The following is a 24,624-nucleotide window of genomic DNA, read 5'->3' as shown; positions in this document are numbered from 1 at the left end:
AATTAGAATTATTAATATATAACGGCCAACGGCACCTTGTGCCCGCTGGCCCAGCAAGGAAAGCGGTCATGGCATTACGTTTGAGCCTGCGTGAACTGGAAGTGTTTGTCGCCATTGCCGAAGCGGGTACGGTCACGGCAGCAGCCGGGGCGATTGCGCTGACGCAATCCGCCGCCAGTCAGGCGCTGGCAGCGCTGGAGGCCGGCCTGGGCGTTGCCCTATCGACCGCATCGGTCGCAGGCTGCTGCTGAACGAGCATGGCCGCCTGCTGCTGCCACGCGCCCGCACCATGCTGGATGCGGCACAGGACATGCAGCATCTGTTTGATGACCATGCCGCCATGCATCTGCGGCTGGGGGCCAGTACCACCATTGGCAATTATCTGTTGCCGCAGCAGATCGCCCGTTTCCGCCAGCAGCATCCCCAGGCCAGGGTGGAGCTGATGGTGGCCAATACTGCGGATATTGTCGATGCAGTGGCCGGTTTCAAGGTGGACATGGGTTTTATCGAAGGGCCGTGTCATCACCCGGATATCGTGGTGGAACCCTGGCAGGACGACACCCTGCTGGTGTTTGCCGCCACCAGTCACCCGCTGGCGCAAGGCGCGGTCAGCCTGGCGCAACTGGCAGAAACACAGTGGGTATTGCGCGAGCGCGGCTCAGGTACCCGCGAAGAAGTGGAGCGCTTGCTGCTGCCACATGTGGGCAGCTTTGGCGAGGTAATGGACATGGGGCACTCGGAAGCCATCAAACGGGCGGTGGCCGCCGGGCTGGGGGTGAGCTGCCTGTCCTTGCACGTGGTGCAGGAGTTGCTGGACAGCGGGCAGATTGTCGCGGTGCTGGCACCGCTGCCCACCTTGCACCGCACGCTGTACCGCATCACCCACAAGGACAAGGGGCAAACGCGCGGCATGACGGTGTTCAATCAGGGCTGAAGCAAAAACAGGCTGCACAAGGCAGCCTGTGATGGGTGTGACAGTGCCGGTTTACAGCCAGAAATCGCTGCGCTGGCGATGGGCTTCCACCAGACGCTGGAACACCTTGGGGTCCTTGGTGTAGGTCAGTTCGCCATCCATCGGCTGATAGAGGTCGAGCAGGCGCGAAGTCCAGAAGCGCAGTGCTGCGGCACGCAGCATCACCGGCCAGGCCTTTTTCTCTTCCGCCGTCAGGGGGCGGACCGACTGGTAACCTGCCAGGAAGGCGGCTGCCAGTTGTGCGTCTATGCTGCCGTCTTCCAGACGGGTCCAGTCATTCAGGGCAATCGCCACGTCGTACAGCAGGATGTCGTTGCAGGCGTAGTAGAAGTCGATGAAACCGGCGATCTTGTCGCCGTCCATCAGCACATTGTCCTTGAACAGGTCGGCGTGAATCACGCCGCTGGGCAGGTGATCAAAGCGGTGGCTGTCCTGGAATTGCACTTCTTCGCGCAGGCTGGCCGCATCGGCTTCATCCATGTAGGGATACATGGCGGCAGCGGTGTCGCTCCACCAGCGCGGGCCGCGCGGGTTGCGCATCTTGCGCGGGAAGGTGGCACTGGCCACATGCATTTGCGCCAGCATTTCGCCCACGGCGTGACACTGTGCTGCATTGGGCTGGCTGATGTCGGCACCGGACAGGCAGCTCACCAGACAGGCCGGCTTGCCGGCCAAGAGCGAGGCAAACTGGTCGGTATTGTCTGCCACCGGGGCCGGACAGGCCACGCCGTGACGGGCCAGATGGCTCATCAGGGTCAGGTAGTAGGGCAGTTCTTCCAGCTTCAGGGTTTCAAAGATGGTGAGAACATAACGGCCATGGGTGGTGGTGACAAAGTAATTGGTATTGGTGACGCCAGCGGCAATGCCTTTGAGTTCGACCAGCTGGCCGAGCGCATAGCGGCTCAGCCAGCCTTGCATCATGTCATCGCTGACGGTGGTGTAAACCGACATTCCTGTTCCTCAGAAGCGCTTGAGAACCCATTGCGGGATATTGATGCGGCGATTCGGGTCCACCTGCTTCATGTTGCCGTTGCCCTCTTCATCCATCAGGTAATAGGGGAAGCCGATGGACGGCGTCACCTTCACCATGTAGAGCTGGCCGTTGAGGCGGTATTCCTCGATCTTTTCATCACCACGCTGGATGATGCGCACTTCCGGCTCTGCCACCCCGGCAGCATCCTGCGAGATAGTGGGCGGGGGCGGTACCGTGGCGGGTGCCGTCGGTGTTTCGGCCCAGGCTGCGGACAGGGGCAGCAAGGCCAGCAGGGCGAGAGAGCGGCGCATGTGGATGGGTCCTTGGTGAAGGTGTTATAGATTGAGCAGTTTTTCGCGTTCTTCCGGCAAGGCCTCGAAGCCGCGGGTTTCGTAGTGCTTGAAGATGGTTTCCACAATCTGGCCGGGTTCGTCGATCAGCTGGATCAGGTCCACGTCCTCCGGGTTGATCATACCTTCTTTTACCAGATGATTTTTCACCCAGTCGATCAGACCGATCCAGAAATCACTACAGCACAGGATGATGGGGATCTTGCGGCTCTTGCCGGTCTGGATCAGCGTCAGCGCCTCGAACATCTCGTCCAGCGTGCCAAAGCCGCCCGGCATCACCACATAGGCAATGGCATGCTTGACGAACATCACCTTGCGGCTGAAGAAGTGGTTGAACTTGACGGACAGGTCCTGGTATTCGTTGGGCTTCTGTTCGTGCGGCAGCACGATATTCAGCGCCACCGACGGGCTTTTGCCATAAAACGCGCCCTTGTTGGCGGCTTCCATGATGCCGGGGCCTCCGCCGGAAATGACAGAAAAGCCGGAATCAGAAAGAAGACGGGCAACCTCTTCGGTCAGCTTATAATAGCGGTGGTCACGCGGGGTACGGGCGCTGCCGAAGATGCTGACTGCCGGGGTGATACCTTGCAGTTCTTCGGCGGAGTCGACAAACTCCGACATGATCTTCATCACATGCCACGCCTCGCGCGAGCGGAAGCGCTGCATCTTGTCGTAACGATCACTGGTCTGCGGCAATTTATCGGACAAGCTCATCATTTGCCCCCTTTTCTATGAAAACATTGTTATTGATCGACGGCTCTTCTTACCTGTATCGCGCCTTCCATGCGATGCCCGATTTGCGTTCTCCGGATGGCCGGCCCACCGGTGCGGTATACGGCATGGTCAACATGCTGCGCCGCCTGGAGAAAGAGGTGCAGTTCGATTATAGCGCCTGCGTTTTCGACGCTAAAGGCAAGACTTTCCGCGATGAGCTGTATCCGGAATACAAGGCCAACCGGCCTTCCATGCCGGAAGAGCTGGCCGCACAGATTAAGCCGGTGCACGAGGTGGTGCAAGCTTCGGGCTGGCCGATGCTGATGGTGGAGGGGGTGGAAGCCGACGATGTCATCGGTACGCTGGCAAAGATGGGCGAGGCGGCCGGCTTCAAGGTCATCATCTCCACCGGCGACAAGGACATGGCCCAGCTGGTGACGCCCATGGTGTCGCTGGTGAACACCATGACCAATGAAAACCTGGACCAGGCCGGGGTGAAAGAGAAGTTCGGCGTGCCGCCGGAACGCATCATCGACTACCTCACCCTGATAGGCGACAAGGTGGACAACGTCCCCGGCGTGGACAAGTGCGGCCCCAAAACCGCCGTCAAGTGGCTGGAAGAATACGGCACGCTGGACAACATCATCGCCAATGCCGACAAGGTGGGCGGCAAGGTGGGCGAAAACCTGCGCGCCGCGCTGGACTGGCTGCCGCGCGGCCATCAGCTCATCACCATCAAGTGCGATGTCGATTTGCAGCAGGACATGCCCTATGGCCTCAACAGCCTGCAGCACGGCGTGAAAGACCGTCCGCGCCTGGCCGAGCTGTTCAAGGACCACGGTTTCCGTACCTTCTACCGCGAAGTGACCGAAGGCGAAGACGCGCCGGTCAGCAGCCCGGCCCCGGTCGATGCGCCTGCGGCCAGCCTTGGCCAGACTGACGATATGTTTGCCATGGCCGATGCGGTAACTGCTCCTGCACTAGTCGCCCCGCCTGCCAGCGCCATCGCCCGCCATTACCACACCATTCTGGACGAGGCCGCGCTGCAAGGCTGGCTGGACAAGCTAAATAGCGGTGCGCTGGTGTCGCTGGACACCGAAACCACCAGCCTGGACCAGATGCAGGCGCGCATTGTCGGCATCAGCTTCGCCCTGCAAGCCGGCGAAGCCGCCTACCTGCCGCTGGGTCACCACTATGCCGGTGCGCCGCAGCAACTGGCGCTGGATGAAGTACTGGCCCGGCTCAAACCCTGGCTGGAAGACGCCAGCAAGCCCAAATGCGGTCAGAACCTGAAATACGACCGCCATGTGTTTGCCAACCACGGCATCCAGCTTGCCGGGGTGGTGGACGACTCCATGCTGGCCTCCTATGTGCTGGAAAGCCACCAGCGCCACAATATGGACGACCTGGCCGCACGCCATCTGGGTGAAACCACGGTCAGCTATGAAGACATCTGCGGCAAGGGGGCCAAGCAGATCGGCTTTGGCGAAGTGGATATCGAGATTGCCGCCAATTACGCGGCGGAAGATGCCGACATCACCCTGCGGCTGAACCAGTACTTTGCCCCGCAATTGACCGACAAACTTGGCAAAATCTACCGAGACATCGAACTGCCGGTGGCCGAAGTGCTGTTCCGCATGGAGCGCAACGGCGTGCTGATCGACCGCGACCAGCTGGCAGCGCAGAGCCATCAACTGGGCACGCAGATGCTGCAGCTGGAAAGCCAGGCCTATGAACTGGCCGGCCAGCCCTTCAATCTGAATTCCCCCAAGCAGCTGCAGGAAATCCTGTTCGGCAAGCTGGGCATTCCCACCAAGGGCATCAAGAAAACGCCGTCCGGTGGTTTCTCCACCGATGAATCGGTACTGGAAGCGCTGGCGCTGGATTACCCGTTGCCCAAGTGCATCCTGCAATACCGCAGCCTGACCAAGCTCAAGTCCACCTATACCGACAAGCTGCCCACGCTGATCAACCCGGACACCGGCCGGGTGCATACCAATTACTCACAGGCAGTAGCCATTACCGGGCGCTTGGCCAGCTCGGACCCCAACCTGCAAAACATCCCGGTACGTACGCCGAAGGCCGCCGCGTGCGCGAGGCCTTCATCGCCAAGCCGGGCCACAGCATTGTCAGTGCCGACTATTCGCAGATTGAACTGCGCATCATGGCGCACTTGTCCGACGACGAAGGCATGCTGGCGGCCTTTGCCAGTGGCGAGGACATTCACAAGGCCACGGCTGCCGAAGTATTCGGCGTGACACTGGAGCAGGTGACGAGCGATCAGCGCCGCGCAGCCAAGGCCATCAACTTCGGCCTGATCTACGGCATGAGCGCCTTTGGCCTCGCGGCCCAGCTGGACATCGAACGCAGCGCCGCCCAGCAATACATCGACCGCTACTTCATGCGCTACCCCGGTGTGGCCGATTACATGCAGCGCACTCGCGAAACCGCGCGCGAACAGGGCTATGTGGAAACCGTGTTCGGCCGCCGCCTTTATCTGCCGGAAATCAAGCTGTCCAACCCGGCCCGCCGCGCCGGGGCTGAACGTGCTGCCATTAATGCGCCGATGCAAGGCACCGCCGCCGACCTGATCAAGCTGGCGATGATTGCCGTGCAGCACTGGCTGGATGCACAAAAGCTGTCCAGCCTGCTGATCATGCAGGTACACGATGAACTGGTGCTGGAAGTGCCGGATACCGAGCTGGAACTGGTGAAACAGCAGCTGCCGCAAATCATGGCAGGTGTGGCGCAACTCAAGGTGCCGCTGCTGGCGGAAGTGGGTGCGGGCAACAGCTGGGAAGCCGCCCACTAAGCTTCAGCACTTCATCATCTTCAATCCTTCAGCCAAAGCCACCCATGCCGGTGGCTTTTTCTTTGCCTTTGTCATGGCAAAGCCATGGGCATGGCCAGACTATTCAAATGTAATACCAGAGCCTGCTGGCAGCCTGCCGCAGCAATCCCCGCGACCATGTGCTGTTACTCCAGTCAAGGTCCGGAGGTGGCTCCATGTCGCAAGCCAAGCTGCGTGATTGCCCGCATGCTGGTTTTACCCTGTTTGAAATGCTGGTGGTGATGGTGGTCAGCATGATTCTGCTGACCCAGGGACTGCCGGCCATGCAGGGCGTGATGGCCCGCCTGCAATTGCAGGCCCGCAGCCAGTTACTGCATGCCAGCCTGTTACTGGCGCGCAGCGAGGCCATTCGTGCCAATCGCCCGGTGTGGGTGTGCGCGCTCAACAGCAAGGTCAACCTGGACATCCAGGGTTGCCAGCCGGAACGCAAGAGCAGCTGGCAGGACTGGAGCGAGGGCGTGCTGGTGTTTGCCGATAGCCCGGAACAGGCCAATGGCCGCTACGACAGCGGCGAGCGGCTGCACCACGCGCTGTTTTCTGCCAGCAGCATTCAGGTACGTGCCAGCCAGCATGCCTTTGCCTTTTCGCCTGCCGGCAGGCTGATGGCAGGCCAGCTGCCGTATTTCGAAGTGCGCACCAGCCAAGGGCAGTGCCACCGCTTGCAACTGCAAGCAGGCGGACGGGCGCAGTGGTGCCGTCAGGAGGGCTGCTGTGTCTGAATTACGCGGAAAGCCTGCTGGCTTCAGCTTGCTGGAAGTGCTGCTGACCTTGTTCATCCTGTCCTTCGCCTTGCTGCCGCTATCCGCCATGGTGGCCAACAGCCTGCAGCAGGTGAGGGGCAGCGATGCCGCCAGCCGTCTGCTGCTGGCTGCCAGCAATCTGGCCGAGGCACGACAGCTGGAAACAGTCCGGCAGGGTAAGGCCGGGACATTGGAGACTGTCGCCACGGAGGCCTTGCAACACACGGTTCAAACCATGTGGCCGGATCAATCCCCCTTGCTTGATCTGACGTGCCGTGAACCCGGCGGGCTTCCCGTTGCGGCTGCGGACTGTGCTGCTCCTGCACAGTTGTGGCTGCATCTGACCCTTGCCTCCGGGCAGCGCTGGCAGTTGCCCGTGGATTAGCCGCTGTGAGCGTCATGCGTGGGTTCTCCTTGCTGGAACTGCTGCTGAGCATGACGCTGGGCCTGCTGTTATGCGCCTTGCTGTTGCCAGTGCTGCAAGAGAGCTTGCATAGCCAGCGTTTTGCACTGAACCAGCTGGATGCCCAGCAGGAAGCCCGCTTTGTCTTGCAGCAACTGGGGAGGGACATCCGCATGGCCGGGAGTTTTGGCTGTGCCGGCCCGGCCCAGTGGCCTGCCGGGCAGGAGCCTGCCATGCCACTGCCAGGGAATGGCAGCCTGGCGCTGCGCTATGCCGATGCGGGAGTGGCTGTCATGCCCGTTGTTGCCGAGGCGGGCAGGCCGGCGTTGCGCCTGCTGCAAGCACCTCCGCCATGGCTGCCGGGGCAAGCCTTGTTATTGAGCAGTTGCCACCATATCGACCGGCTGGTGCTGGGGGAGCAAGCCTGGCTGGAAACCGAGGGCGAAACGGTATGGCTGCGGCTGCCGCCACATCACCCGGTGTGGCAAAACCTGAAACGCCATCACCTGTTGTCGCTGGAGCTGCAGCCCCTGCGTCAGCTGCGTTATGACTGGCAGTCACCCGGCAGCCTGTGGTGGCAGTTGGATAATGACCCGCCACAGCGTCTGAGCGATGACCTTGCCGGCCTGATAGTGCAGGCGAGGCCAGCAACTGACTGTGCCAACGGGCTGCGACGCTGGTGGTGGACGGTACAACTGACCATGCAAGGTGGCAGCTTGCCCGCATACCAGATGCAGCTGGCCGGCCGCATGGGGGCCGCATGTTGAGCCGGAACCAGCTGCAGCAGCGAGGTGTGGTGCTGCTGACGGCCTTGTTGTGGCTGATGCTGCTGACCGTTGTCACGCTTGGCGTCGGGCGCTTGTTGCGTGACGAACAGCGCATAGGCAGCAATCTGGATGATGCACAGCTGGCCTTCCGTCTGGCAGAAACTGCCTTGCAAGCGGGAGAGGCGGCCTTGCCTGGTCTGCCGCAGCTGGCACGGCTGGGCGCAATGCCGGCGGTGGAACTGAATGGGCCGACTTCTCCCTTTACCCTGACTTGCCGCCAGCCGCGCAATCCGCTGCCCTGGCAGCAGGGTTTGTGCTTGTCCGCCGCGCTGGCCGGTCAGGCATATCCTGCACCGTGGCAACAGCGTGATACCGCCGGCGTGGAACGGCTTCATCCCTGTGGCGCTGCCCGGCGCGTGGCATTGCAACCGCAATCCAGTGGTCATTACTGTCCGGGCGTGGCTCCCGGGCCATGGTATTGGGCCGACCCGCACTATCTGATCGAGTTGCTTGACCCGCGTTACCCCGCCCCGGATGGCAGCGGGCTGTTATTCCGCGTCACCGCGCGTGGCTGGGGAAAACAGGCCGGCAGCGTGGTCACGCTGCAAAGCCATGTCCTGCTGGAGCCAGCGGGCGGGCAGGAGCGTCCGTGGCGGCGACTGTCATGGCGGCTACTGCCATGAGTCGGCGCAAACGGGGTTTCAGCCTGATCGAGCTATTGATGGCACTGGCCTTGCTATCGCTGCTGTTGGGGCTGGCGGTTCCGCTGATGCGCGGCCATGTGGTGAAGGTACGGCAGGCCGAGGCCCGGGTGGCCTTGTTGCGGGCCAGCCATTTCATGGCGCAATGGCGCAGCCAGCATGGTCGTTACACGCAGGGTTCGGGCCATTGGCCGCCATTGCCGGTCAGCGAAACCACGCATTACCAGCTGGCATTCGGCGCGCAGGATGGCAATGCCCGTGCCGACAGCTTCCAGCTCCGTGCTGTCCCCAAGCCGGATTACCTGTGGCTGGGGCCGGAAATACTGGTGCTGGATCAGGATGGCAACATCCGGCTGTGCGCCAACAATGCCGACGGGAAATTGCGCTGCCGGGTGGATTAGCCGGTCAGCCGTGAATACAAGAAAAAGCCCGCATGCGCGGGCTTTGGTGCTGCATTCCGGCTGTTAATGCGCGCCGCTGTCGGCCGCACCGCTGGAGGTGAACGGTGGTCGGGCAAACCATACCAGTGCAATCAGCGCGACAAACATGATGCCGAACAGCCAGAACACCTCGTTCACACCAATCAGCGAGCCCTGACGGGTAATCTGCATGGCGGTGTAGGCCTGTTGCTGGCTGGTGGACATGCCGGTGCTCTCCAGCAGGCGGAACCACAGCAGGCTGGCCTGATCGTACAGCGTCACATGCTGGGTGAGCTGGGCGTGGTGCAGGGCTTCGCGTCGGTCCCACAGCGTGGTGGTGATGGAGGTGCCGATACTGCCGGCCAGAATACGCAGGAAGTTGGACAGGCTGGAGGCGCTGGCAATCTGGTTCGGACGCAGGCCGGACAGGGTGATGGTGGTCAGCGGCATGAAGAAGCAGGCCACGCCGATGCCCTGGATGAACTGCGGCCACACCACGTAGGCAAAGTCCATTTCCGGGTTGAAGGTGCTGCGCCAGAAAAAGCAGGCGGCATAGACGCTGAAGCTGATGGTGACCAGCCAGCGCATGTCCAGCCGGTGCGCATTCTTGCCGATGATGGGCGACAGGAATACCGGCAGGATGCCGATGGGCGCAGCCGCGAGGCCTGCCCAGGTGGCGGTGTAGCCCATCTGGGTTTGCAGCATCAAGGGCAGTAGCACCACCGCGCCGAAATACAGCATGAAGCCCAGGCTGATGGCCACGGTGCCCACGGTGAAATTGCGTTTGGCAAACAGGGTTAGGTCGACAATGGGGTGTTCTTCACCCAGCTCCCAGATCACCAGATAGATCAGCGATACGGCCGAGACAATGGCCAGCACCACGATTTCGGTGGAGTTGAACCAGTCCAGCTCCTTGCCGCGGTCCAGCATCATCTGCAGCGCACCCACGCCCACCACCAGCAAGGCCAGGCCCAGCTTGTCGATGGGCAGGTTGATGATGTCGCTTTCCCGCTGCTTGAGGATTTTCCAGCTGATGAACGCAGCTGCCAGCCCCACCGGGACGTTGATGAAGAAAATCCAGCCCCAGTGCCAGTTGTCGCTGATCACCCCGCCCAGAATCGGGCCGAATACCGGGGCCACAATCACCGTCATCGCCCATAGCGCCAGCGCCAACCCCTTTTTGGCGGGTGGGTAGCAGGCCATCAGCAGGCTTTGCGACAGCGGAATCATCGGCCCGGCCACCGCGCCTTGCAGTACGCGGAACAGGATGAGCATTTCCAGGCTGTTGGCCATGCCGCACATCCAGGAGGTGAGCACGAACAGCAGGGTGGAAATGGTGAACAGCTTCACTTCGCCAATCTGCTTGGCCAGCCAGCCGGTCAGCGGTACGGCAATGGCGTTGGCCACGCCGAACGAGGTAATGACCCAGGTGCCCTGGCTGGTGGCCGCGCCCAGATTGCCGGAAATGGTGGGCAACGCGACGTTGGCAATGGTGGTGTCCAGCACTTGCATGAACACCGACATCGACAGCGCCAGCGTGATCCACACCAGGCGCGAGCCGGTCAGTGGTGGATGATTCATCAGGGAAAGTCCTCAAGACGGCAGCGGCAGCGGCATGACAGACGCCGCTGCTGCATGCCGGGAGTTACTGGGCGTTGGCAGCCAGCAGGCTGGCGACCAGATCGTCTGCCTGTTTCAGGTCCGGGGTGAGGGCGCGGGTTTCCTGCACCGGGTTGTCACGTGCGCTTTGCGCCAGCGTCGGGCCATCCTGCTTGCTGGTGTCCACCACGGCATCCACCGACAGGCCGACGCGCAGCGGGTGTTCCTTCAGCTGCTTCGGGTCCAGCTGGATGCGTACCGGCACACGCTGTACCACCTTGATCCAGTTGCCGGTGGCGTTCTGTGCCGGCAACAGCGAGAAGGCGCTGCCAGTACCGGCGGACAGGCCTTGCACCTTGCCGTGATAGCTCACCTTGCTGCCGTACACGTCGGCAGTCAGTTCCACATCCTGACCGATGCGGATCTTGGCCAGTTGCACTTCCTTGAAGTTGGCATCCACCCACACGCTGTCCAGCGGCACCACCACCATCAGCGGCGTACCGGTGGCCACGCGCTGGCCTACCTGCACATTGCGACGGGCCACATAGCCTGATACCGGCGCCTTCACCTCGGTACGCTGCAGGGCCAGCCAGGCTTCTTTCAGCTTGCTGGCTGCGCGTTGCACATTCGGCTGCTTGGCCAGCACATCCTTGCCCACCAGCGCATTGGTGGCCTTGGCCTGCTCGCGGGCGGCGTCCAGCGCGGCCTGGGCGGTTTTCACCGCATCACGGGCGTGGCCCAGTTCTTCGGCCGACATGGCGTCGGTACCGGCCAGGGTTTCGCGGCGCTTGAGGTCGGACTGGGCGCGGCCCAGCTCGGCTTCACGTTGTGCCACCTGGGCGGCCAGCTGCTGGGTGCTGGTCATCAACTGGCGGGTTTCGCGCACGGTTTGCACGAATTCATTGCGGGCGCGTTCAAACGCCAGCTTGGCATCGCTGTTGTCAAACGCCACCACGGTCTGGCCGCTGTTGACGCGGTCGGTGTCTTCGGCGCTGATCTTCACCACGGTACCTGCCACTTCCGGGGTCAGTTGTACCATGTGTCCGGCCACATAGGCGTCATCGGTGCTTTCCTGATGGCTGAGCACCAGTCCCCAATAGACACCGTAGCCGATGGCCAGCGCGGCAATCAGGCCGGTGGCAACAAAAAGGTTGCGTTTGCGGCTTTTCGCCGTCTCGATCTGCTTATCCATGATGGGTGTCCTTAGCGGGCTTGTTGGGTGGTTTCACTGGTGGCGAAGCCCCCGCCCAGTGCAGTGTTCAGATTGGCCCAGGCCATGCGGTTGGCGGCGGTGGCGTCGACCTTGCCGGCTTGCTGGTTCAGGTCGGCCTCTTCGGCCTGCAGCACGGCCAGCTTGTCCACCAGCCCGGCCTTGAAGCGCAGTACGGTGCTGTCGGATGCCTTGCGGCTCAGCTGGGTGGCCTGGTGGGCATCAGACAGCTGGCTGGCGGTTTTTTGCCAGGTGGACAGGCTGTCGGCGGCATCGCGCAGGGCAAACAGTACGGTCTGGTTGTAGTTTTCCACCGCGATGTCGTAGCGGGCGCGGGTGGAGGCCAGATTGGCCTGCAAGGCACCGGCAGTGAAGATGGGCAGGTGAATGGCCGGGGTGATGCCCACCACCTTGGAGCCGGCCTTGAACAGGTCACCCGTTTCCAGTGCCGACTGGCCGATGAAGGCCGACAGCGACACATTGGGGTAGAACTCGGCTTTGGCTGCCTTGACCGACGCATTCATCGCTTCCACGCGGGCGCGCTGGGCCACGATGTCCGGCCGCTGGCTGAGCATGTCCAGGGTGAGTGCGGCATCGGGCATGGCAGGGGCCGGTTTCAATGCCGGTGGCTGCAAGCCATCCAGGGCGTGCGGCGGCTGGCCGCTCAAGGCTGCCAGTGCATGACGGGCGTGGTCGGCCTGGTCGGCCAGTGCGCTGTCCTGCTGGCTCAGTTGCTTGAGGCGGATCTCTGCCTGACGCAGGCTGTCGCCCGGCAGCAGGCCGGCGTTGACACGGGCACGGGTCAGCGCCAGCTGGCTTTGTGCCAGTTGCTGGCGGGCCTTGAGCAGCCTGGCCTGGGCCGTAATGCGTTGCAGTTCGGTGTATTGCGCAATCACCGCCTGGGTCAGGGTCAGGCGCGCTTGCTGGGCTTCCAGCGCCACAGCCTGCTGATTGCCAATGGCAGCCTGCACGGCAGCGCGGTTCTTGCCCCAGAAGTCGATTTCCCAGCTGGCACCCAGCGACAGGGTGTAAACGTCGTAGTAGTTGCCGCCGATGGGGGCGGGCAGCAGGCCGTACAGCGAGTAGCGTTCGCGGTCGACGCTGGCATTGGCGGCCACTTGCAGGCCGTCCTTGCTTTCGGCCATGCCGATGGCACTGCGTGCCTCACGCAGGCGGGCATCCGCCACTTTCAGGCTGGGAGATTGTTGCAAAGCCGTCTTGATGAGCTGGTCCAGCTGCGGGTCGCCAGTTGCTGCCACCAGCCGGCCTGCACCTGGCTGCCTGCACGGGCAGGGTCCAGCTGCAGCTGGCTGGCCGTCAGCGGTGTGGCCGGGTTGTTTTCCTCGCCGAAGCTGGCGCAACCGCCCAGCATGGCGGTCAGCATCAACACGCCGGCAGTCTGCTGCCAATTGGGTTTATTCACCTTGTGGGTCTCCAGATTCCATCGTGATGCTTAGTGAAGTGATAGTCACGCACGTTATTATTTGGGCAAAAAACAGGGCGTCTGCCCTGCTTATCCACCCAGTTTGGCCAACAGCTTGCGCATCAGCTGTTCCATCAACTGCATTTCTTCCTGATCAAAGTCCTGCCACAGCGCGCGATGACTGGCGCGGGATACCGGCAGCAGTTTTTCCACCAGCTCCAGCCCGGTCGCGGTCAGTTCCAGGCCTATCTTGCGGCGGTCTTCCTCACAGGGAATCCGCGTGGCCCAGCCGTTGCGTACCAGTTCGTCCACGATGCGGGTGGCGTTGGTGCGCGAGGAATCCAGCGTGTCGCTGATGTCAGACGGAAACAAAGTCTGATGCGGGCAGGAGTACATGGCCAGCAAGGACATCCACAGCGATTCGTTCAGGCCGTATTCCTTCATGTCCTCATTCAGATGACAGGTCAGGCGCGGCAGGATGTGGTAGTACAACCGCGTAAGGATGACTTCCTGACGCGGCACACCGGGGAAGCGGGCTTCTATCCGGTCCACAGCCTGTTCCAGATGATGGAATGATTTGTTCATCCCGGCATTTTAGTAACACACGTTACTATTTTTCAAGTGATTATTTGTATCAAAGTAATTTCACTACCGCGCACTGTCGTGCAGACATGACAACGCAGGCAAGGGCCTGGCGTAGAGTGGGGTGCGCAGCAGGATGCGCGGTGCTGATGCGGTCAGTGTTGCAGCAAGGCCAATACCTTTTCCGGCGGACGGCCAAGCACGGCCATGGTGTCGCTGACGGCAATGGGGCGCTCGATCAGCATGGGGTTATCCACCATGGTTTCAATCAGCGAGTCCCGCTCCAGCGTGATGTCGTCCAGACAGAGGGTTTCGTATTCCTCTTCCTTGGTGCGTAGCAGGTCACGCGGTTCCAGCTGCAGCAGGGTGAGGATGTGGTCCAGCTCGGCTGCGGTGGGCGGGTGTTTCAGGTATTCGATGACTTCCACTTCGGCCCCGGCTTCTTGCAGCAGGGCCAGCGCCTCGCGCGATTTGGAGCAGCGCGGGTTGTGATACAGACGGATCATGGTGGGTCTCCCTTTTGGTTCTGGTGGGGTGGGATGAAGGGCTGCCACACCGGCCTGGCCGGGCAGTGACTTCCATCTTAGACAGAAAACTTTTTCTTTGTGTAGCGGCAATGACATCCGGTGTTGCCGCTTTTCTGCGCGGCGCATTCTCGCTCAGCAGGCGCACCGCGCCAAGGGTTTGGCTTTTGCCGGCGCCCGGCGGTAACATGTGCCGCCCCCTCCGCCCTTGATCGGATTTTCATGTCGCATTCCGCGCGCAGCCATTTTGGCTTGGCCATGTTGCTGGCGGCCCTGTCCACCCTCGGCCCCTTCTCGATTGATACTTTCCTGCCGGCCATGCAGGCCATTGGCCATTCGCTGTCGGCAACGCCCTTGCAGATGCAACAGGCGCTGACGGTTTATCTGCTGTGCTATGCGGTGATGATGCTGTGGCATGGTTCGATTTCCGACGCCGTCGGCCGTCGTCCGGTGGTGCTGGTCACCACCTTGCTGTTCAGTCTGGCTTCGCTGGGTTGTGCGCTGGCACCGTCGCTGGGCTGGTTGCTGCTGTGCCGTGGCTTGCAGGGTTTGTGTGGCGGCGCCGGGCTGGTGGTGGGGCGGGCCATCATCCGCGACAAGCTGGACGGTGCGGCGGCGCAGCGGCTGATGTCGCAGGTAACCATGCTGTTTTCCCTGTCCCCGGCCATTGCACCGGTGGTGGGGGGCTGGCTGTTCGGGGCTTTTGGCTGGCATTCCATTTTCGTGTTCATGGCGCTGATCGGCCTCGCGCTGTTCGTGATGAGCTGGTTTGCGCTGGATGAAACCCATCATGCCCACCTGCGTACCCCGCTGGCCTGGCGCTCCTTGCTGCGCAACTATCTGGAAGTGCTGGGCAAGCGCGATTTCCAGCTGCTGGCAGCGGCGGTGTCCTGCAATTTTGCCGGCTTCTTCCTGTACATTCCGTCGGCGCCGGTCTTCCTGATGCAGCATTTGCATTTGCGGCCGGACCAGTTCTTGTGGATGTTCGGCCCGGCGGTGTCCGGCATCATGTTCGGCGCATTTCTGTCCGGCAAGATGGCCGGGCGGCGCAGCGCGCGTGAAATCGTCACGCTGGGTTATGTGCTGATGTTTGTCGCTGCGGGGGCCAACCTGGCCTACAACCTGCTGGTGGCTGAGGCGGCCATGCCCTGGGCGGTATTGCCGCTGGCGCTGTACACCACCGGGATGTCGCTGGCCGCACCATCCATCACGCTCAACCTGATGGACCAGTTTCCGGCGCTGCGTGGCACGGTGTCGTCCTTGCAGGGCTTTTTGCAGACCATGCTGTCCAGCATCGTGGCCGGGGTGATTGCGCCGCTGGTCTGGGGCAGCACGCTCAGCCTGGCCTGTTGCATGGCCGTATTTCTGGTATTGGGCTGCCTGTTTCGCACCGCGTATCGCCGGCGGCTGGCGCGTTTGCCTGCCTGAGGCAGCTGTCGGCCTCAGGCCTGCTTGGTTGTGGAGCGACCCTGTTGTAAATTCTGCATACTGAGTAGGGTTTTTCCCGGATTTATCAATAATTTTCCCGGAGAGTGCCAGTTGGTGGATTGCGAAAGAGAATGATTCGCATATAAAATGCGAAAAATTATCATTCTCCTGCAGCCATCCGTAGCGACTTCCGCTGCCCGCTGCTTTGCATAAAGGGTAACTCATGCGCTCCACCATCAGCACCGTTTTGCTGGCTTCCGCCGCCCTGACCCTGAGCGCCGTGGCTGCGGCCAAGGAATATCCGATTGGCAAGCCGGCCATCAAGAACGGCATGGAAATCGGTGCGGTTTACCTGCAACCCACCAAGATGGAACCGGAAGGCATGATGCGCAAGGCGGAAGAGTCCGACGTGCATCTGGAAGCCGACATCCATGCAGTGAAGAACAATCCCAACGGTTTTGAAGAAGGTGCCTGGATGCCTTACCTGATGGTCAAGTACGAGCTGACCAAGGTGGGTGGCAAGGGCAGCATCAAGGGCGACATGATGCCGATGGTGGCCAATGATGGCCCGCACTACGGCGATAACGTGAAACTGCAAGGCCCGGGCAAGTACAAGTTGAAGCTGACCATCCTGCCGCCGTCGGAAAACCCGCACGCCCACTTTGGCCGCCATGTGGACAAGGAAACCGGCGTGGGCCCGTGGTACAAGCCGTTTGAGGTGAACTACGAATTTACCTATGCGGGCATCGGCAAGAAGGGTGGCTACTAAGCCGCAGCCTGAACAGGCATGGCGCGAATGAGAATCTAAACGCAAACCATTCCTGTTGGAGTATCATAAGAAACAGCGCTACTTGCTTTAAGTTGGCGCTGTTTTTCATTCAGAGGTTGCACATGAAAGTTGCGATGTTTCTGGCGGCAGCTCTGCTGTCGATGACGGCACTGGCCGATGACATGCCCACGTTCAAGCTGGAGTTGAAGGACGGTGTGGTCAAGCCCGCCCGCCTGCAAGTGCCGGTCAATACCAAGTTCCGTCTGGAAGTGAGCAATACCGGCAAGACGCCGGCTGAATTCGAAAGCACCCAGCTGCGCAAGGAAAAGGTGCTGGCACCGGGCGTAACGTCCTCGGTGATCATCCTGCCGCTGAGCGCTGGCGAGTACAAATTCTTTGACGATTTCCATACGGCTACCGGACAAGGCGTGATTGTCGCCAAGTAAGCCGACTGGTTTGAGAGGACGCAAGTAATGGGTCAGGTGCTGTTCATTGTCTGGCGCGAAAGCGTGGAAGCCTTGCTGGTGGTGGGTATCCTGAATGCCTGGATGAACCAGAACCCGCAAGGCCGTGCCGGGAAACCCTATCTGTGGGGTGGGGTGGCGCTGGGGATTGCGCTGGCGGTATTGCTGGCGGTGGCGCTGTTTTCTGCCAGCACCCTGATGGCTGGCTCGCAGGATGTGTTCCAGACCGTCATGGAGTTCATGGCTTCCGGCCTGATCGTGCAGATGGTGTTGTGGATGCGCGAGCATGGCCGCACGTTGAAAAAAGAGCTGGAATCCGGTCTGGCCGATAATGCCAGCACTGCCAACTGGTGGGGTGTCACCACGCTGGTGGCCATTGCCGTAGCCCGCGAGGGCAGCGAAACCGTGGTGTTCCTGTACGGCATGCTGGGCAGTGCCGACGGCCAGACACTGCTGCACATGAGTGGCGCGGCCTTGATGGGCCTGGCGCTGGCTTTCCTCACCTTTTATGTATTGCAGCTGGGCGGCAAGGTGTTGTCCTGGCGCCTGTTCTTCCGCGTGACTGAAATCATGCTGCTGCTGCTGGGGGCGTCCTTGTTCCTGGCCGGGGTGGAAAAGCTGATTTCCATGGAAATCCTGCCTGCGCTGATCGACCCGCTGTGGGACAGCTCGGCGCTGCTGGATGACGCGACACCCGCTGGTGGCGTGGTTGCGTCGCTCACCGGCTATCGTGCCCACCCGGCACTGATGAGCCTGCTGGCTTATCTGGCGTTCTGGGCGGGAGTGTCCGGCCTGTTCTTCTGGCGCAAGCGTCGTCAGTCCGCATGAAACCGCAGTCCGATCACCGCCGCCGGCCCGAACTGGTGCGCACCGTGTCTGGCGGATGTGGCAGCCATGCGCCCTTGGGGCATGGCCGGCTGGCCGTGGTGGGCAACTGGCTGCGCGACCACGCAGCCACCCTGCGCCTGTTGCAGTGGCTGGTGGTGCTGGTGTATGCCGCGCTGCTGATCATCCCCGCCTGTCTGCCGCTGCCGGATGACAGTGCCCGCATCGTCAACAACCTCACCATCTTTGCCCAGTTTGTGTTCTGGGGCATCTGGTGGCCCTTCGTGCTGCTGTCCATGGTGCTGTTTGGCCGACTGTGGTGCGGCGTGCTCTGCCCGGAAGGCGCGCTCAGCGAATGGGCGGCCAAGAAGGGCTTGGGCCGGCCGATTCCACGCTGGATGCGCTGGGACGGCTGGCCTTTTGTCGCCTTTGCCCTCACCACCCTGTATGGCCAGCTGGTGAGTGTTTACCAGTATCCCAAGGCGGCGTTGCTGGTGCTGGGCGGCTCCACCGTGGCGGCCATCGCCATCGGTCTGGTGTATACCCGCGGCAAGCGCGCCTGGTGTCGCCATCTGTGCCCGGTGAACGGGGTGTTTGCCTTGCTCTCCAAACTGGCACCCATGCATTACAAGGTGGATGAGCAGCGTTGGCAGGAATCCACCCGCCAGTCCGGCGTCATCCGCATCCAGGCGGTGGACTGCGCCCCCCTGCAGCCGCTACGCCATATGCAGGGCGGCAGTGGCTGTCATATGTGCGGCCGTTGCAGCGGTCACCGCGATGCCATCAGTCTGAGCCTGCGCTCTCCTGCTGAAGAAGTAGTGAAGGTGGCAGCCAAAGAGGCCAGTGCATGGCAGACGCTGTTGATTGTCTACGGCCTGCTGGGCATTGCCATGGGCGGTTTTCACTGGACGGCCAGCCCCTGGTTTGTCGACATGAAGCAGGCCGCCGCCGAATGGCTGGTGGACCACGACATCATGTGGCCGCTGGACACCAATGCGCCGTGGTGGCTGCTTACCCACTATCCGGACCACAACGACGTGTTTTCCTGGCTGGATGGCATGGCCATCATCGCCTACATGCTGGGTACCGCACTGGTGCTGGGCAGTGGCCTGTTGCTGGCGCTGGCCTGTGCGGTGCGTGTCGCCGGAGCATGGCGCAGCCAGCGTCTGCATCATCTGGCGCAAAGCCTGATCCCGCTGGCCGGTATCGGTGTGTTCCTGGGGCTATCGGCGCTGACCGTCACCCTGCTCAAGGCCGAGGGTATTGCCACCGGCTGGGCCAATGATTTGCGTCTGGGCCTGCTGCTGCTGGCCAATGTCTGGTCGCTATGGCTGGCCACCGGCATCGTGCGGCAATGGCAGGCTGGCTGGCGCAGCGTGCCGGTACTGGCCTGCCTGCTGGCCGGCATGGCGCTGGTGGATGCCGCCTGGGGCTTCATGTTCTGGTGGTGGTAAAACGGCAGACTTTGCAAGCAAACAGGGCGGTTTTACCGCCCTGTTTTGCGTCCGGATTCAGGCTGCCGCCTGAACCAGCACCGGTTGCAACACGCGGATGACTTCCTGCGGGTCGATGCCGATCAGGAAACCGCGCTTGCCACCGTTGATATAGATGCGGGGCAGCTGGGCAATGCTGCTTTCCATATACACCGGCATCGGGTGGCGGGTGCCAAACGGGCTGGTGCCGCCCACCTGATAGCCGCTGTGCTTGTCGGCCGTTTTCGGGTCGCAGGGGTTGATCTTCTTCACGCCAATCTGCTTGGCCAGCATGCCGGTGCCCACTTCGCGGTCGCCATGCATCAGCACGATCAGCGGGTGTTTCTGTTCGTCTTCCATGATCAGGGTCTTCACCACGCAGTGCTCGTCCACGCCCAGTTCGCGTGCCGACACCGTGGTGCCACCCTTGTCCTCGTATTTGTACAGGTGCTCGCTGTATTCCACCTTGTGCTCGCGCAGTATGCGAATGGCCTGGGTGACCGGCGTTTTTTCCTTGGACATATCCGTCTATCCGTTTACGGCAAAACGGCTACTTTAGTGGCTGTGGCGGTCAACTGCAAACCGCCTGCCTGATGAATTCAAGCCTTATGCCTCAGCTTGCGCAGCAGCCGCCAGCCCAGCAACACGGCCAGCACACTGGCGTAGAGCATGGGCTGGGTGAGGTCTTTCTTCACCAGCCACCAGTAGTGCAGTACGCCCAGCAGCGCCACCGGGTAAACCAGCTGGTGCAGCTTGCCCCAATTGCGTTTCAGCCGGCGCATCCAGCCCTGGGTGGAGGTGATGGCCAGCGGCGTCATCAGCAGCATGGCGGCAAAGCCCACGGTGATGAAGGGACGCTTGGCGATGTCGTGCAGCATGCCGGGCCAGTCAAAAAACTGGTCCAGCCACACATAGGTGGTTAAGTGCAGGCAGCCGTAAAAGAAGGCATACAGGCCCAGCATGCGGCGCAGACGCAGCGGCCAGCTCCAGCCGGATAGCTGGCGCAAGGGGCTGATGGCCAGGGTGATCAGCAGGAAGCTCAGCGTCCAGGTGCCGGTGGAGCGGGTGATGAACTCCACCGGGTTGACGGCAGCGCCGGACAGCACAATCCACGCCGCGCGGGCCAGTGGCAGCAGGCAGAGCACAAAGACCGCAATCTTCAGCCAGTTGAAGCGGGCAGGCTGGCGGGCGGCAGCAGGGTTTTTCATGCGCAGGGTCGTCATGTCAGAAGTTCTTGCGCAGGTCCATGCCACGGTACAGGCCGGCCACCTGATCGCCATAGCCGTTGAACATCAGCGTCTTGCGCTTGAGGAATTCGCCAATGCGCCGCTCGCTGGCCTGGCTCCAGCGCGGGTGGTCCACTTCCGGGTTCACATTGGAATAGAAGCCGTACTCGTGGGCATTGGCCATATTCCAGCTGGTGGCGGGCATTTGCTCTTGCAGATGGATGCGCACGATGGACTTGATGCTCTTGAAACCGTATTTCCACGGCACCACCAGCCGGATGGGCGCGCCGTTCTGGTTGGGCAGCACATCGTTGTACAGGCCGACAGCCAGGATGGTGAGTGGATGCATGGCTTCATCCATGCGCAGGCCCTCGCGGTAAGGCCAGTCCAGTACGCGGCTGCGCTGACCGGGCATCTCGGACGGGCGTTGCAGGGTTTCGAAGGCCACGTATTTGGCGCGCGAGTTGGGGGCGACTTGTTTGAGCAGGCTGGAGAGCGGAAAGCCTATCCACGGAATCACCATGCTCCAGCCTTCCACGCAGCGCAGGCGGTAAATGCGTTCTTCCAGCGGCTGCTTCAGCAGTTCTTCGATGCCAAAACTGCGCGGCTTGCCCACTTCACCGTCCACTACCACATTCCACGGCCGGGTTTTCAAGGACCCGGCGTACATGGCCGGTTCGCTCTTGTCGGTGCCGAACTCGTAGTAGTTGTTGTAGCTGCTGATGTCTTTCAGGCTGTTGGGCTTGTCGCTGGTGGACAGCGGGCTTTTCTTGCTGGCCAGTGCGGCCAGGGTTTCACCGGACAGCAGCAGGCCGGCACTACCCAGCATGAACTGGCGGCGGTTGAAATACACGCCTTCGGGGGTGATTTCCGAAGGCTGGATGTCGGCGGGTTTCTTGATGAGCATGATGGTTTCTCCAGTGCTGTGCTTCTTTGTCGCAGCAACAGGGATAATCTGACATGCAATCTTTACGATTGTTCTGGCTGGTGTGATAGCCAATGGCTAATTTGTGTTAAGCCGCGGGTCCTTAAGGGAAGGAAGCTGCGCTCAGGCCGCCAGTGCCGACCAGCATCGCCCCAGCGCGCTACCCTGGCCACCATCGCGCGCCAGCAACTGGCCAATGGCTTGCAGGGCAGTCCAGCGCGGGCCACACCAGTCCGGCGCAATCAGGGTTGGGGCCTGCGCGGTAGCGGAAATGCGATGGAACACCACCTCCGGCGGGGTATGACGAATCAGGGACGCTGCCAGGTGGGCGTAATCGTCCAGCGCCATGGCAGAGACTTCACCACGCTGGTGCTGGGCGGCCATGCGGCTGCCACGCACAATCATCAGCGGATGCAGCTTCAGTCCCTGTACACCGATTTCCAGCACGGTTTCCAGCGTGGCATGCACATCGGCGGCATCTTCACCGGGCAGACCGGCAATCAGGTGGGTACAGACCTTGAGCCCATGCTGCTGGGCGCGGCGCACAGCATCGCGGTAATCGGCCAGGGTGTGGCCGCGCAGGATGCGGCGCTGGGTGTGGTCATGCGCAGTCTGCAAGCCCAGCTCCAGCCACACTTCCTTGCCAGTGGCCTGGTAGGACGCGAGCAGTTCCAGCGCGCTGTCCGGCACGCAGTCCGGCCGGGTGCCCACGCACAGGCCCACCACATCGGCGCTGGCCGTGGCCTCGTCATACAGCTCTCGCAGGCGGCTGACTTCGGCGTAGGTGCTGGTGTAAGCCTGAAAATAGGCCAGATAACGGCGCGCACGGTCGGTTTTGTCCTTTTCGCGGGCAATCTGGCCGCTGATGGACAGTTCGGCGGCATCGCGGCCAAAGCTTTTGACATTGCAGAAGGTGCAGCCACCACGGCCCAGCGTGCCGTCGCGGTTGGGGCAGGTAAAGTCGCCGGCCAGTGACAGCTTGTGTACGGCCTGGCCGTGGCGGCGCTTGAGATAGTGACCGAAGGTATGCAGGTGAGCGGTAAGGTCCATGGGGCAGAACGACAGCGTGCGGCAGAAAAGCGCATAGCCTAGGCCGTTTGCCCTTGCCGGACCCTGTGCCACATCAAGGCTTGGGCTCAGAGCTGGTGAAAACCCAGCCAGTACAGCAGCACGAAGATGGCTGATGCCGCCAGCAGGGCGGTGGCCAGCGTGGTGATGAATTCGCGCAGGCTGGCCCGCTGACGCCGGTCCAGCAGCCAGCGTGCGATGGCGTACAGCACGGCAAACAGCAGCAACAGGCGGAACAGGCGACCGATCATGGCAGGGACGGGGTAAGAAAACCGGGCCGATTATGCGGTGCATGCGAAACGGTAGCAAGCAAGGCTATGGATATAATCGGCCAGACAGGCGATGATAGCAGCCGTAGCCTACAGGAGGCTCCGCACCGAGAATGGCCAGCAAGGCCGCCGGCGGGGCAATAATCAATAGAGGCCTTTTTTGTTATGTCTGATCTGACAAGGTCCGTCGGCATCGTACAGGCGCAGACAGCGGTATTCGATACCCCGCTGCAGCTGGCCAGCGGTGCCGTACTGCCTGATTACCAGCTGTGTTTTGAAACCTATGGCACGCTCAATGCCGCGCGCAGCAATGCCATCCTGATCTGCCATGCGCTGTCCGGCCACCATCATGTGGCGGGGCGTTACACGCCGGAAGATAAGGCGGCAGGCTGGTGGGACAATATGGTGGGCCCGGGCAAACCCATCGATACCGACCGCTTTTTTGTGGTGGGCCTGAACAATCTGGGTGGCTGCCACGGCAGCACCGGCCCGTCCTCCATCAACCCGGCCACCGGCCAGCCCTGGGGGTCTTCCTTCCCGGTGGTGACGGTGCCGGACTGGGTGCGTTCGCAAGCGCGACTGGCCGACCGGCTGGGCATAGACCGCTGGGCCGCCATCATCGGTGGCAGCCTGGGCGGCATGCAGACCCTGCAATGGAGCATCGATTACCCGGAACGGGTGGCACATGCGCTAGTGATTGCGTCTGCACCCAAGCTGTCGGCACAGAACATTGCCTTCAACGACGTGGCCCGTCAGGCCATCCTTACCGACCCGGATTTCCACGGTGGCGACTACTACGCCCACGATGCCATTCCGCGTCGCGGCCTGCGGCTGGCGCGCATGCTGGGCCATATCACCTATCTGTCCGATGACGGCATGGGCGAGAAATTCGGCCGCATGCTCAAATGCGGTGATTACCAGTTTGGTTACGAGGTGGAATTCGAAATCGAATCCTACCTGCGTTATCAGGGCGACAAGTTCTCTGATTATTTCGACGCCAATACCTATCTGCTGATGACCAAGGCACTGGATTACTTCGACCCGGCCAAGGACCTGAACGACGACCTGGTGGCGGCGCTGAAAAAAGCCAGCGCCCGTTTCATGGTGGCCAGCTTTACCTCGGACTGGCGTTTCTCGCCGGAACGCTCGCGCGAAATCGTCAAGGCACTGGTGGCGGCAGACAAGGAAGTGGTGTACGGCGAAATCGAATCGGTACACGGCCATGATGCCTTCCTGATGCTGGACGAGCCCTATGTCAACCTGATGCGTGCCTATCTGAACCGTGTGGCCGAGGAGGTGAACGCATGAGCGCTGCCAACACTTTGCGGGCCGACCTGCAACTGATTGCCGACTGGGTGGCCCCTGCCAGCCGGGTGCTGGACCTGGGCTGCGGCGACGGTGCGCTGCTGTCCTGGCTGAACCGCCACAAGGCGGTACGTGGTTATGGCGTGGACTTTGACGTCAACAATGTGGTGCGCTGTGTGCAAGCCGGCGTCAACGCCATCCAGGGCAACCTGGAAACCGGTCTGGCCGAGTTTGAAGACCAGCGTTTCGACCATGTGGTGTTGTCGCAAACCATTCAGGCCATGCACAATACCGAGCAGATTCTGGTGGAAATGCTGCGGGTGGGCCGCGAGGCCATCGTCACCTTCCCCAATTTCGGCTACTGGGAAAACCGCTGGCAGATCCTGCAAGGTCATATGCCGGTGTCGGAAACCATCCCTTACCAGTGGTACAACACGCCGAACATCCATTGGTGCATGCTGGGGGATTTCGAAGCGCTGTGCGCCAAAAACGGCATCCGCGTGCTGGAGCGGGTGGTGATGAACGAAGCCAAGCGCATTCATTTCCTGCCCAATCTGCGCGGCAGCCTGGCGTTCTACCGGGTTGCCCGGCAAACGGCCTGATGATTGATGACTAACAAAGGCGGCTGCTGGCCGCCTTTTTGC

Annotated in this window: 28 protein-coding genes and 1 pseudogene; 15 read left to right on the top strand and 14 right to left on the bottom strand. The window is 61.6% G+C overall.

The window, feature by feature from the left end; genetic code table 11:
* Positions 1 to 68 precede the first annotated feature (68 nt).
* Complete coding sequence (locus tag AWT75_RS22590; protein WP_239689448.1) at positions 69 to 251, top strand: LysR family transcriptional regulator; 183 nt, start codon at positions 69 to 71, stop codon at positions 249 to 251.
* The gene (locus AWT75_RS03440) at positions 167 to 934 is read left to right on the top strand and encodes a LysR family transcriptional regulator (protein WP_338021286.1); all 768 of its coding nucleotides are present in this window, start codon (positions 167 to 169) and stop codon (positions 932 to 934) included. The genes AWT75_RS22590 and AWT75_RS03440 overlap by 85 nt, the downstream gene beginning before the upstream one ends.
* Positions 935 to 985: 51 nt before the next feature.
* On the opposite strand, the gene thrB is transcribed toward AWT75_RS03440, so the two are convergent.
* The 3 genes from thrB to AWT75_RS03425 are packed head-to-tail and all read right to left on the bottom strand — an operon-like array spanning position 986 to position 3,010.
* Positions 986 to 1,924, bottom strand: a complete 939-nt coding sequence (gene thrB, locus AWT75_RS03435) for a homoserine kinase (RefSeq protein WP_045847731.1) — start codon at positions 1,922 to 1,924, stop codon at positions 986 to 988.
* A gap of 9 nt (positions 1,925 to 1,933) precedes the next feature.
* The gene (locus AWT75_RS03430; RefSeq protein WP_062787343.1) at positions 1,934 to 2,257 is read right to left on the bottom strand and encodes a DUF2782 domain-containing protein; all 324 of its coding nucleotides are present in this window, start codon (positions 2,255 to 2,257) and stop codon (positions 1,934 to 1,936) included.
* Between the two features lie 24 nt (positions 2,258 to 2,281).
* On the bottom strand, positions 2,282 to 3,010 hold the full coding sequence (locus AWT75_RS03425; protein WP_045847807.1) for an LOG family protein: 729 nt from the start codon (positions 3,008 to 3,010) through the stop codon (positions 2,282 to 2,284).
* 17 nt (positions 3,011 to 3,027) lie between these two features.
* On the opposite strand from AWT75_RS03425, the pseudogene polA reads away from it, so the two are divergent.
* From polA to AWT75_RS03395, 6 genes and pseudogenes are all read left to right on the top strand, one after another.
* Positions 3,028 to 5,822: pseudogene (gene polA, locus AWT75_RS03420) on the top strand (DNA polymerase I).
* Between the two features lie 194 nt (positions 5,823 to 6,016).
* Positions 6,017 to 6,580 carry a GspH/FimT family pseudopilin gene (locus AWT75_RS03415; RefSeq protein ID WP_062787340.1) on the top strand — a complete coding sequence of 188 codons (564 nt, stop codon included), beginning with the start codon at positions 6,017 to 6,019 and terminating at the stop codon, positions 6,578 to 6,580.
* On the top strand, positions 6,573 to 6,986 hold the full coding sequence (locus tag AWT75_RS03410) for a type IV pilus modification PilV family protein (RefSeq protein WP_062787337.1): 414 nt from the start codon (positions 6,573 to 6,575) through the stop codon (positions 6,984 to 6,986). Before AWT75_RS03415 ends, AWT75_RS03410 begins: the two co-directional genes overlap by 8 nt.
* Before the next feature lie 5 nt (positions 6,987 to 6,991).
* Positions 6,992 to 7,771, top strand: coding sequence for a PilW family protein (locus AWT75_RS03405; protein WP_153013228.1), 780 nt, complete (start codon positions 6,992 to 6,994; stop codon positions 7,769 to 7,771).
* On the top strand, positions 7,765 to 8,454 hold the full coding sequence (locus tag AWT75_RS03400) for a pilus assembly PilX family protein (protein WP_062787331.1): 690 nt from the start codon (positions 7,765 to 7,767) through the stop codon (positions 8,452 to 8,454). The genes AWT75_RS03405 and AWT75_RS03400 overlap by 7 nt, the downstream gene beginning before the upstream one ends.
* Positions 8,451 to 8,873, top strand: a complete 423-nt coding sequence (locus AWT75_RS03395; protein WP_062787328.1) for a type IV pilin protein — start codon at positions 8,451 to 8,453, stop codon at positions 8,871 to 8,873. The genes AWT75_RS03400 and AWT75_RS03395 overlap by 4 nt, the downstream gene beginning before the upstream one ends.
* Positions 8,874 to 8,936: 63 nt before the next feature.
* On the opposite strand, the gene AWT75_RS03390 is transcribed toward AWT75_RS03395, so the two are convergent.
* The 6 genes from AWT75_RS03390 to arsC form a co-directional block, all read right to left on the bottom strand.
* Positions 8,937 to 10,472, bottom strand: coding sequence for a DHA2 family efflux MFS transporter permease subunit (locus tag AWT75_RS03390; protein ID WP_062787325.1), 1,536 nt, complete (start codon positions 10,470 to 10,472; stop codon positions 8,937 to 8,939).
* 64 nt (positions 10,473 to 10,536) lie between these two features.
* Positions 10,537 to 11,682, bottom strand: coding sequence for an HlyD/EmrA/EmrK family protein (locus AWT75_RS03385; protein ID WP_062787320.1), 1,146 nt, complete (start codon positions 11,680 to 11,682; stop codon positions 10,537 to 10,539).
* An 11-nt stretch (positions 11,683 to 11,693) separates the two neighbouring features.
* Positions 11,694 to 12,959 (bottom strand): efflux transporter outer membrane subunit, encoded by a 1,266-nt coding sequence (locus tag AWT75_RS03380; RefSeq protein WP_239689447.1) that lies wholly within the window; start codon positions 12,957 to 12,959, stop codon positions 11,694 to 11,696.
* The gene (locus AWT75_RS22585; RefSeq protein ID WP_239689446.1) at positions 12,890 to 13,123 is read right to left on the bottom strand and encodes a hypothetical protein; all 234 of its coding nucleotides are present in this window, start codon (positions 13,121 to 13,123) and stop codon (positions 12,890 to 12,892) included. The genes AWT75_RS03380 and AWT75_RS22585 overlap by 70 nt, the downstream gene beginning before the upstream one ends.
* Positions 13,124 to 13,213: 90 nt before the next feature.
* Positions 13,214 to 13,708 (bottom strand): MarR family transcriptional regulator, encoded by a 495-nt coding sequence (locus AWT75_RS03375; RefSeq protein WP_062787317.1) that lies wholly within the window; start codon positions 13,706 to 13,708, stop codon positions 13,214 to 13,216.
* A gap of 152 nt (positions 13,709 to 13,860) precedes the next feature.
* Positions 13,861 to 14,211 (bottom strand): arsenate reductase (glutaredoxin), encoded by a 351-nt coding sequence (arsC, locus tag AWT75_RS03370; protein ID WP_045847745.1) that lies wholly within the window; start codon positions 14,209 to 14,211, stop codon positions 13,861 to 13,863.
* Positions 14,212 to 14,451: 240 nt separating this feature from the next.
* On the opposite strand from arsC, the gene AWT75_RS03365 reads away from it, so the two are divergent.
* The 5 genes from AWT75_RS03365 to AWT75_RS03345 all read left to right on the top strand — a co-directional run bounded on the left by AWT75_RS03365 (position 14,452) and on the right by AWT75_RS03345 (position 19,169).
* Complete coding sequence (locus tag AWT75_RS03365; protein ID WP_045847746.1) at positions 14,452 to 15,657, top strand: multidrug effflux MFS transporter; 1,206 nt, start codon at positions 14,452 to 14,454, stop codon at positions 15,655 to 15,657.
* Between the two features lie 223 nt (positions 15,658 to 15,880).
* Positions 15,881 to 16,426 (top strand): iron transporter, encoded by a 546-nt coding sequence (locus AWT75_RS03360; protein ID WP_045847747.1) that lies wholly within the window; start codon positions 15,881 to 15,883, stop codon positions 16,424 to 16,426.
* Between the two features lie 122 nt (positions 16,427 to 16,548).
* Positions 16,549 to 16,872 carry a cupredoxin domain-containing protein gene (locus AWT75_RS03355; RefSeq protein ID WP_062787314.1) on the top strand — a complete coding sequence of 108 codons (324 nt, stop codon included), beginning with the start codon at positions 16,549 to 16,551 and terminating at the stop codon, positions 16,870 to 16,872.
* Between the two features lie 27 nt (positions 16,873 to 16,899).
* Positions 16,900 to 17,718 carry an FTR1 family iron permease gene (locus AWT75_RS03350; RefSeq protein WP_062787311.1) on the top strand — a complete coding sequence of 273 codons (819 nt, stop codon included), beginning with the start codon at positions 16,900 to 16,902 and terminating at the stop codon, positions 17,716 to 17,718.
* Complete coding sequence (locus AWT75_RS03345; protein ID WP_082695925.1) at positions 17,715 to 19,169, top strand: 4Fe-4S binding protein; 1,455 nt, start codon at positions 17,715 to 17,717, stop codon at positions 19,167 to 19,169. The genes AWT75_RS03350 and AWT75_RS03345 overlap by 4 nt, the downstream gene beginning before the upstream one ends.
* A 57-nt stretch (positions 19,170 to 19,226) precedes the next feature.
* Here AWT75_RS03345 and ybaK read toward each other — a convergent pair whose 3' ends face one another.
* The 5 genes from ybaK to AWT75_RS03320 all read right to left on the bottom strand — a co-directional run bounded on the left by ybaK (position 19,227) and on the right by AWT75_RS03320 (position 22,657).
* Positions 19,227 to 19,709 carry a Cys-tRNA(Pro) deacylase gene (gene ybaK, locus AWT75_RS03340; RefSeq protein ID WP_062787308.1) on the bottom strand — a complete coding sequence of 161 codons (483 nt, stop codon included), beginning with the start codon at positions 19,707 to 19,709 and terminating at the stop codon, positions 19,227 to 19,229.
* A gap of 77 nt (positions 19,710 to 19,786) precedes the next feature.
* A complete protein-coding gene (locus AWT75_RS03335; protein WP_082695924.1) occupies positions 19,787 to 20,410 on the bottom strand; it encodes a protein-methionine-sulfoxide reductase heme-binding subunit MsrQ in 624 nt (207 codons plus the stop codon).
* Between the two features lies 1 nt (position 20,411).
* Positions 20,412 to 21,320, bottom strand: coding sequence for a protein-methionine-sulfoxide reductase catalytic subunit MsrP (gene msrP, locus AWT75_RS03330; protein WP_062787305.1), 909 nt, complete (start codon positions 21,318 to 21,320; stop codon positions 20,412 to 20,414).
* A gap of 141 nt (positions 21,321 to 21,461) precedes the next feature.
* Positions 21,462 to 22,388, bottom strand: coding sequence for a tRNA modification radical SAM protein MnmL/YtqA (mnmL, locus tag AWT75_RS03325; RefSeq protein WP_045847752.1), 927 nt, complete (start codon positions 22,386 to 22,388; stop codon positions 21,462 to 21,464).
* 86 nt (positions 22,389 to 22,474) lie between these two features.
* Positions 22,475 to 22,657, bottom strand: a complete 183-nt coding sequence (locus AWT75_RS03320; protein ID WP_045847753.1) for a protein MIGRI — start codon at positions 22,655 to 22,657, stop codon at positions 22,475 to 22,477.
* Positions 22,658 to 22,840: 183 nt separating this feature from the next.
* Between AWT75_RS03320 and metX the strand changes: the two genes are divergently transcribed.
* Both metX and metW read left to right on the top strand, forming a co-directional pair.
* Positions 22,841 to 23,983: a homoserine O-succinyltransferase MetX gene (gene metX / locus AWT75_RS03315; protein WP_062787302.1), complete on the top strand. Its 1,143-nt coding sequence runs from the start codon at positions 22,841 to 22,843 to the stop codon at positions 23,981 to 23,983.
* Positions 23,980 to 24,582, top strand: coding sequence for a methionine biosynthesis protein MetW (metW, locus tag AWT75_RS03310; RefSeq protein WP_062787299.1), 603 nt, complete (start codon positions 23,980 to 23,982; stop codon positions 24,580 to 24,582). The genes metX and metW overlap by 4 nt, the downstream gene beginning before the upstream one ends.
* The last annotated feature ends 42 nt before the right edge of the window (positions 24,583 to 24,624 follow it).

The organism is Aquitalea pelogenes (genome assembly GCF_001515305.1).
Classification (GTDB): Bacteria; Pseudomonadota; Gammaproteobacteria; order Burkholderiales; family Chromobacteriaceae; genus Aquitalea; species Aquitalea pelogenes.
This window is presented reverse-complemented; position numbering and strand designations above follow the sequence as displayed.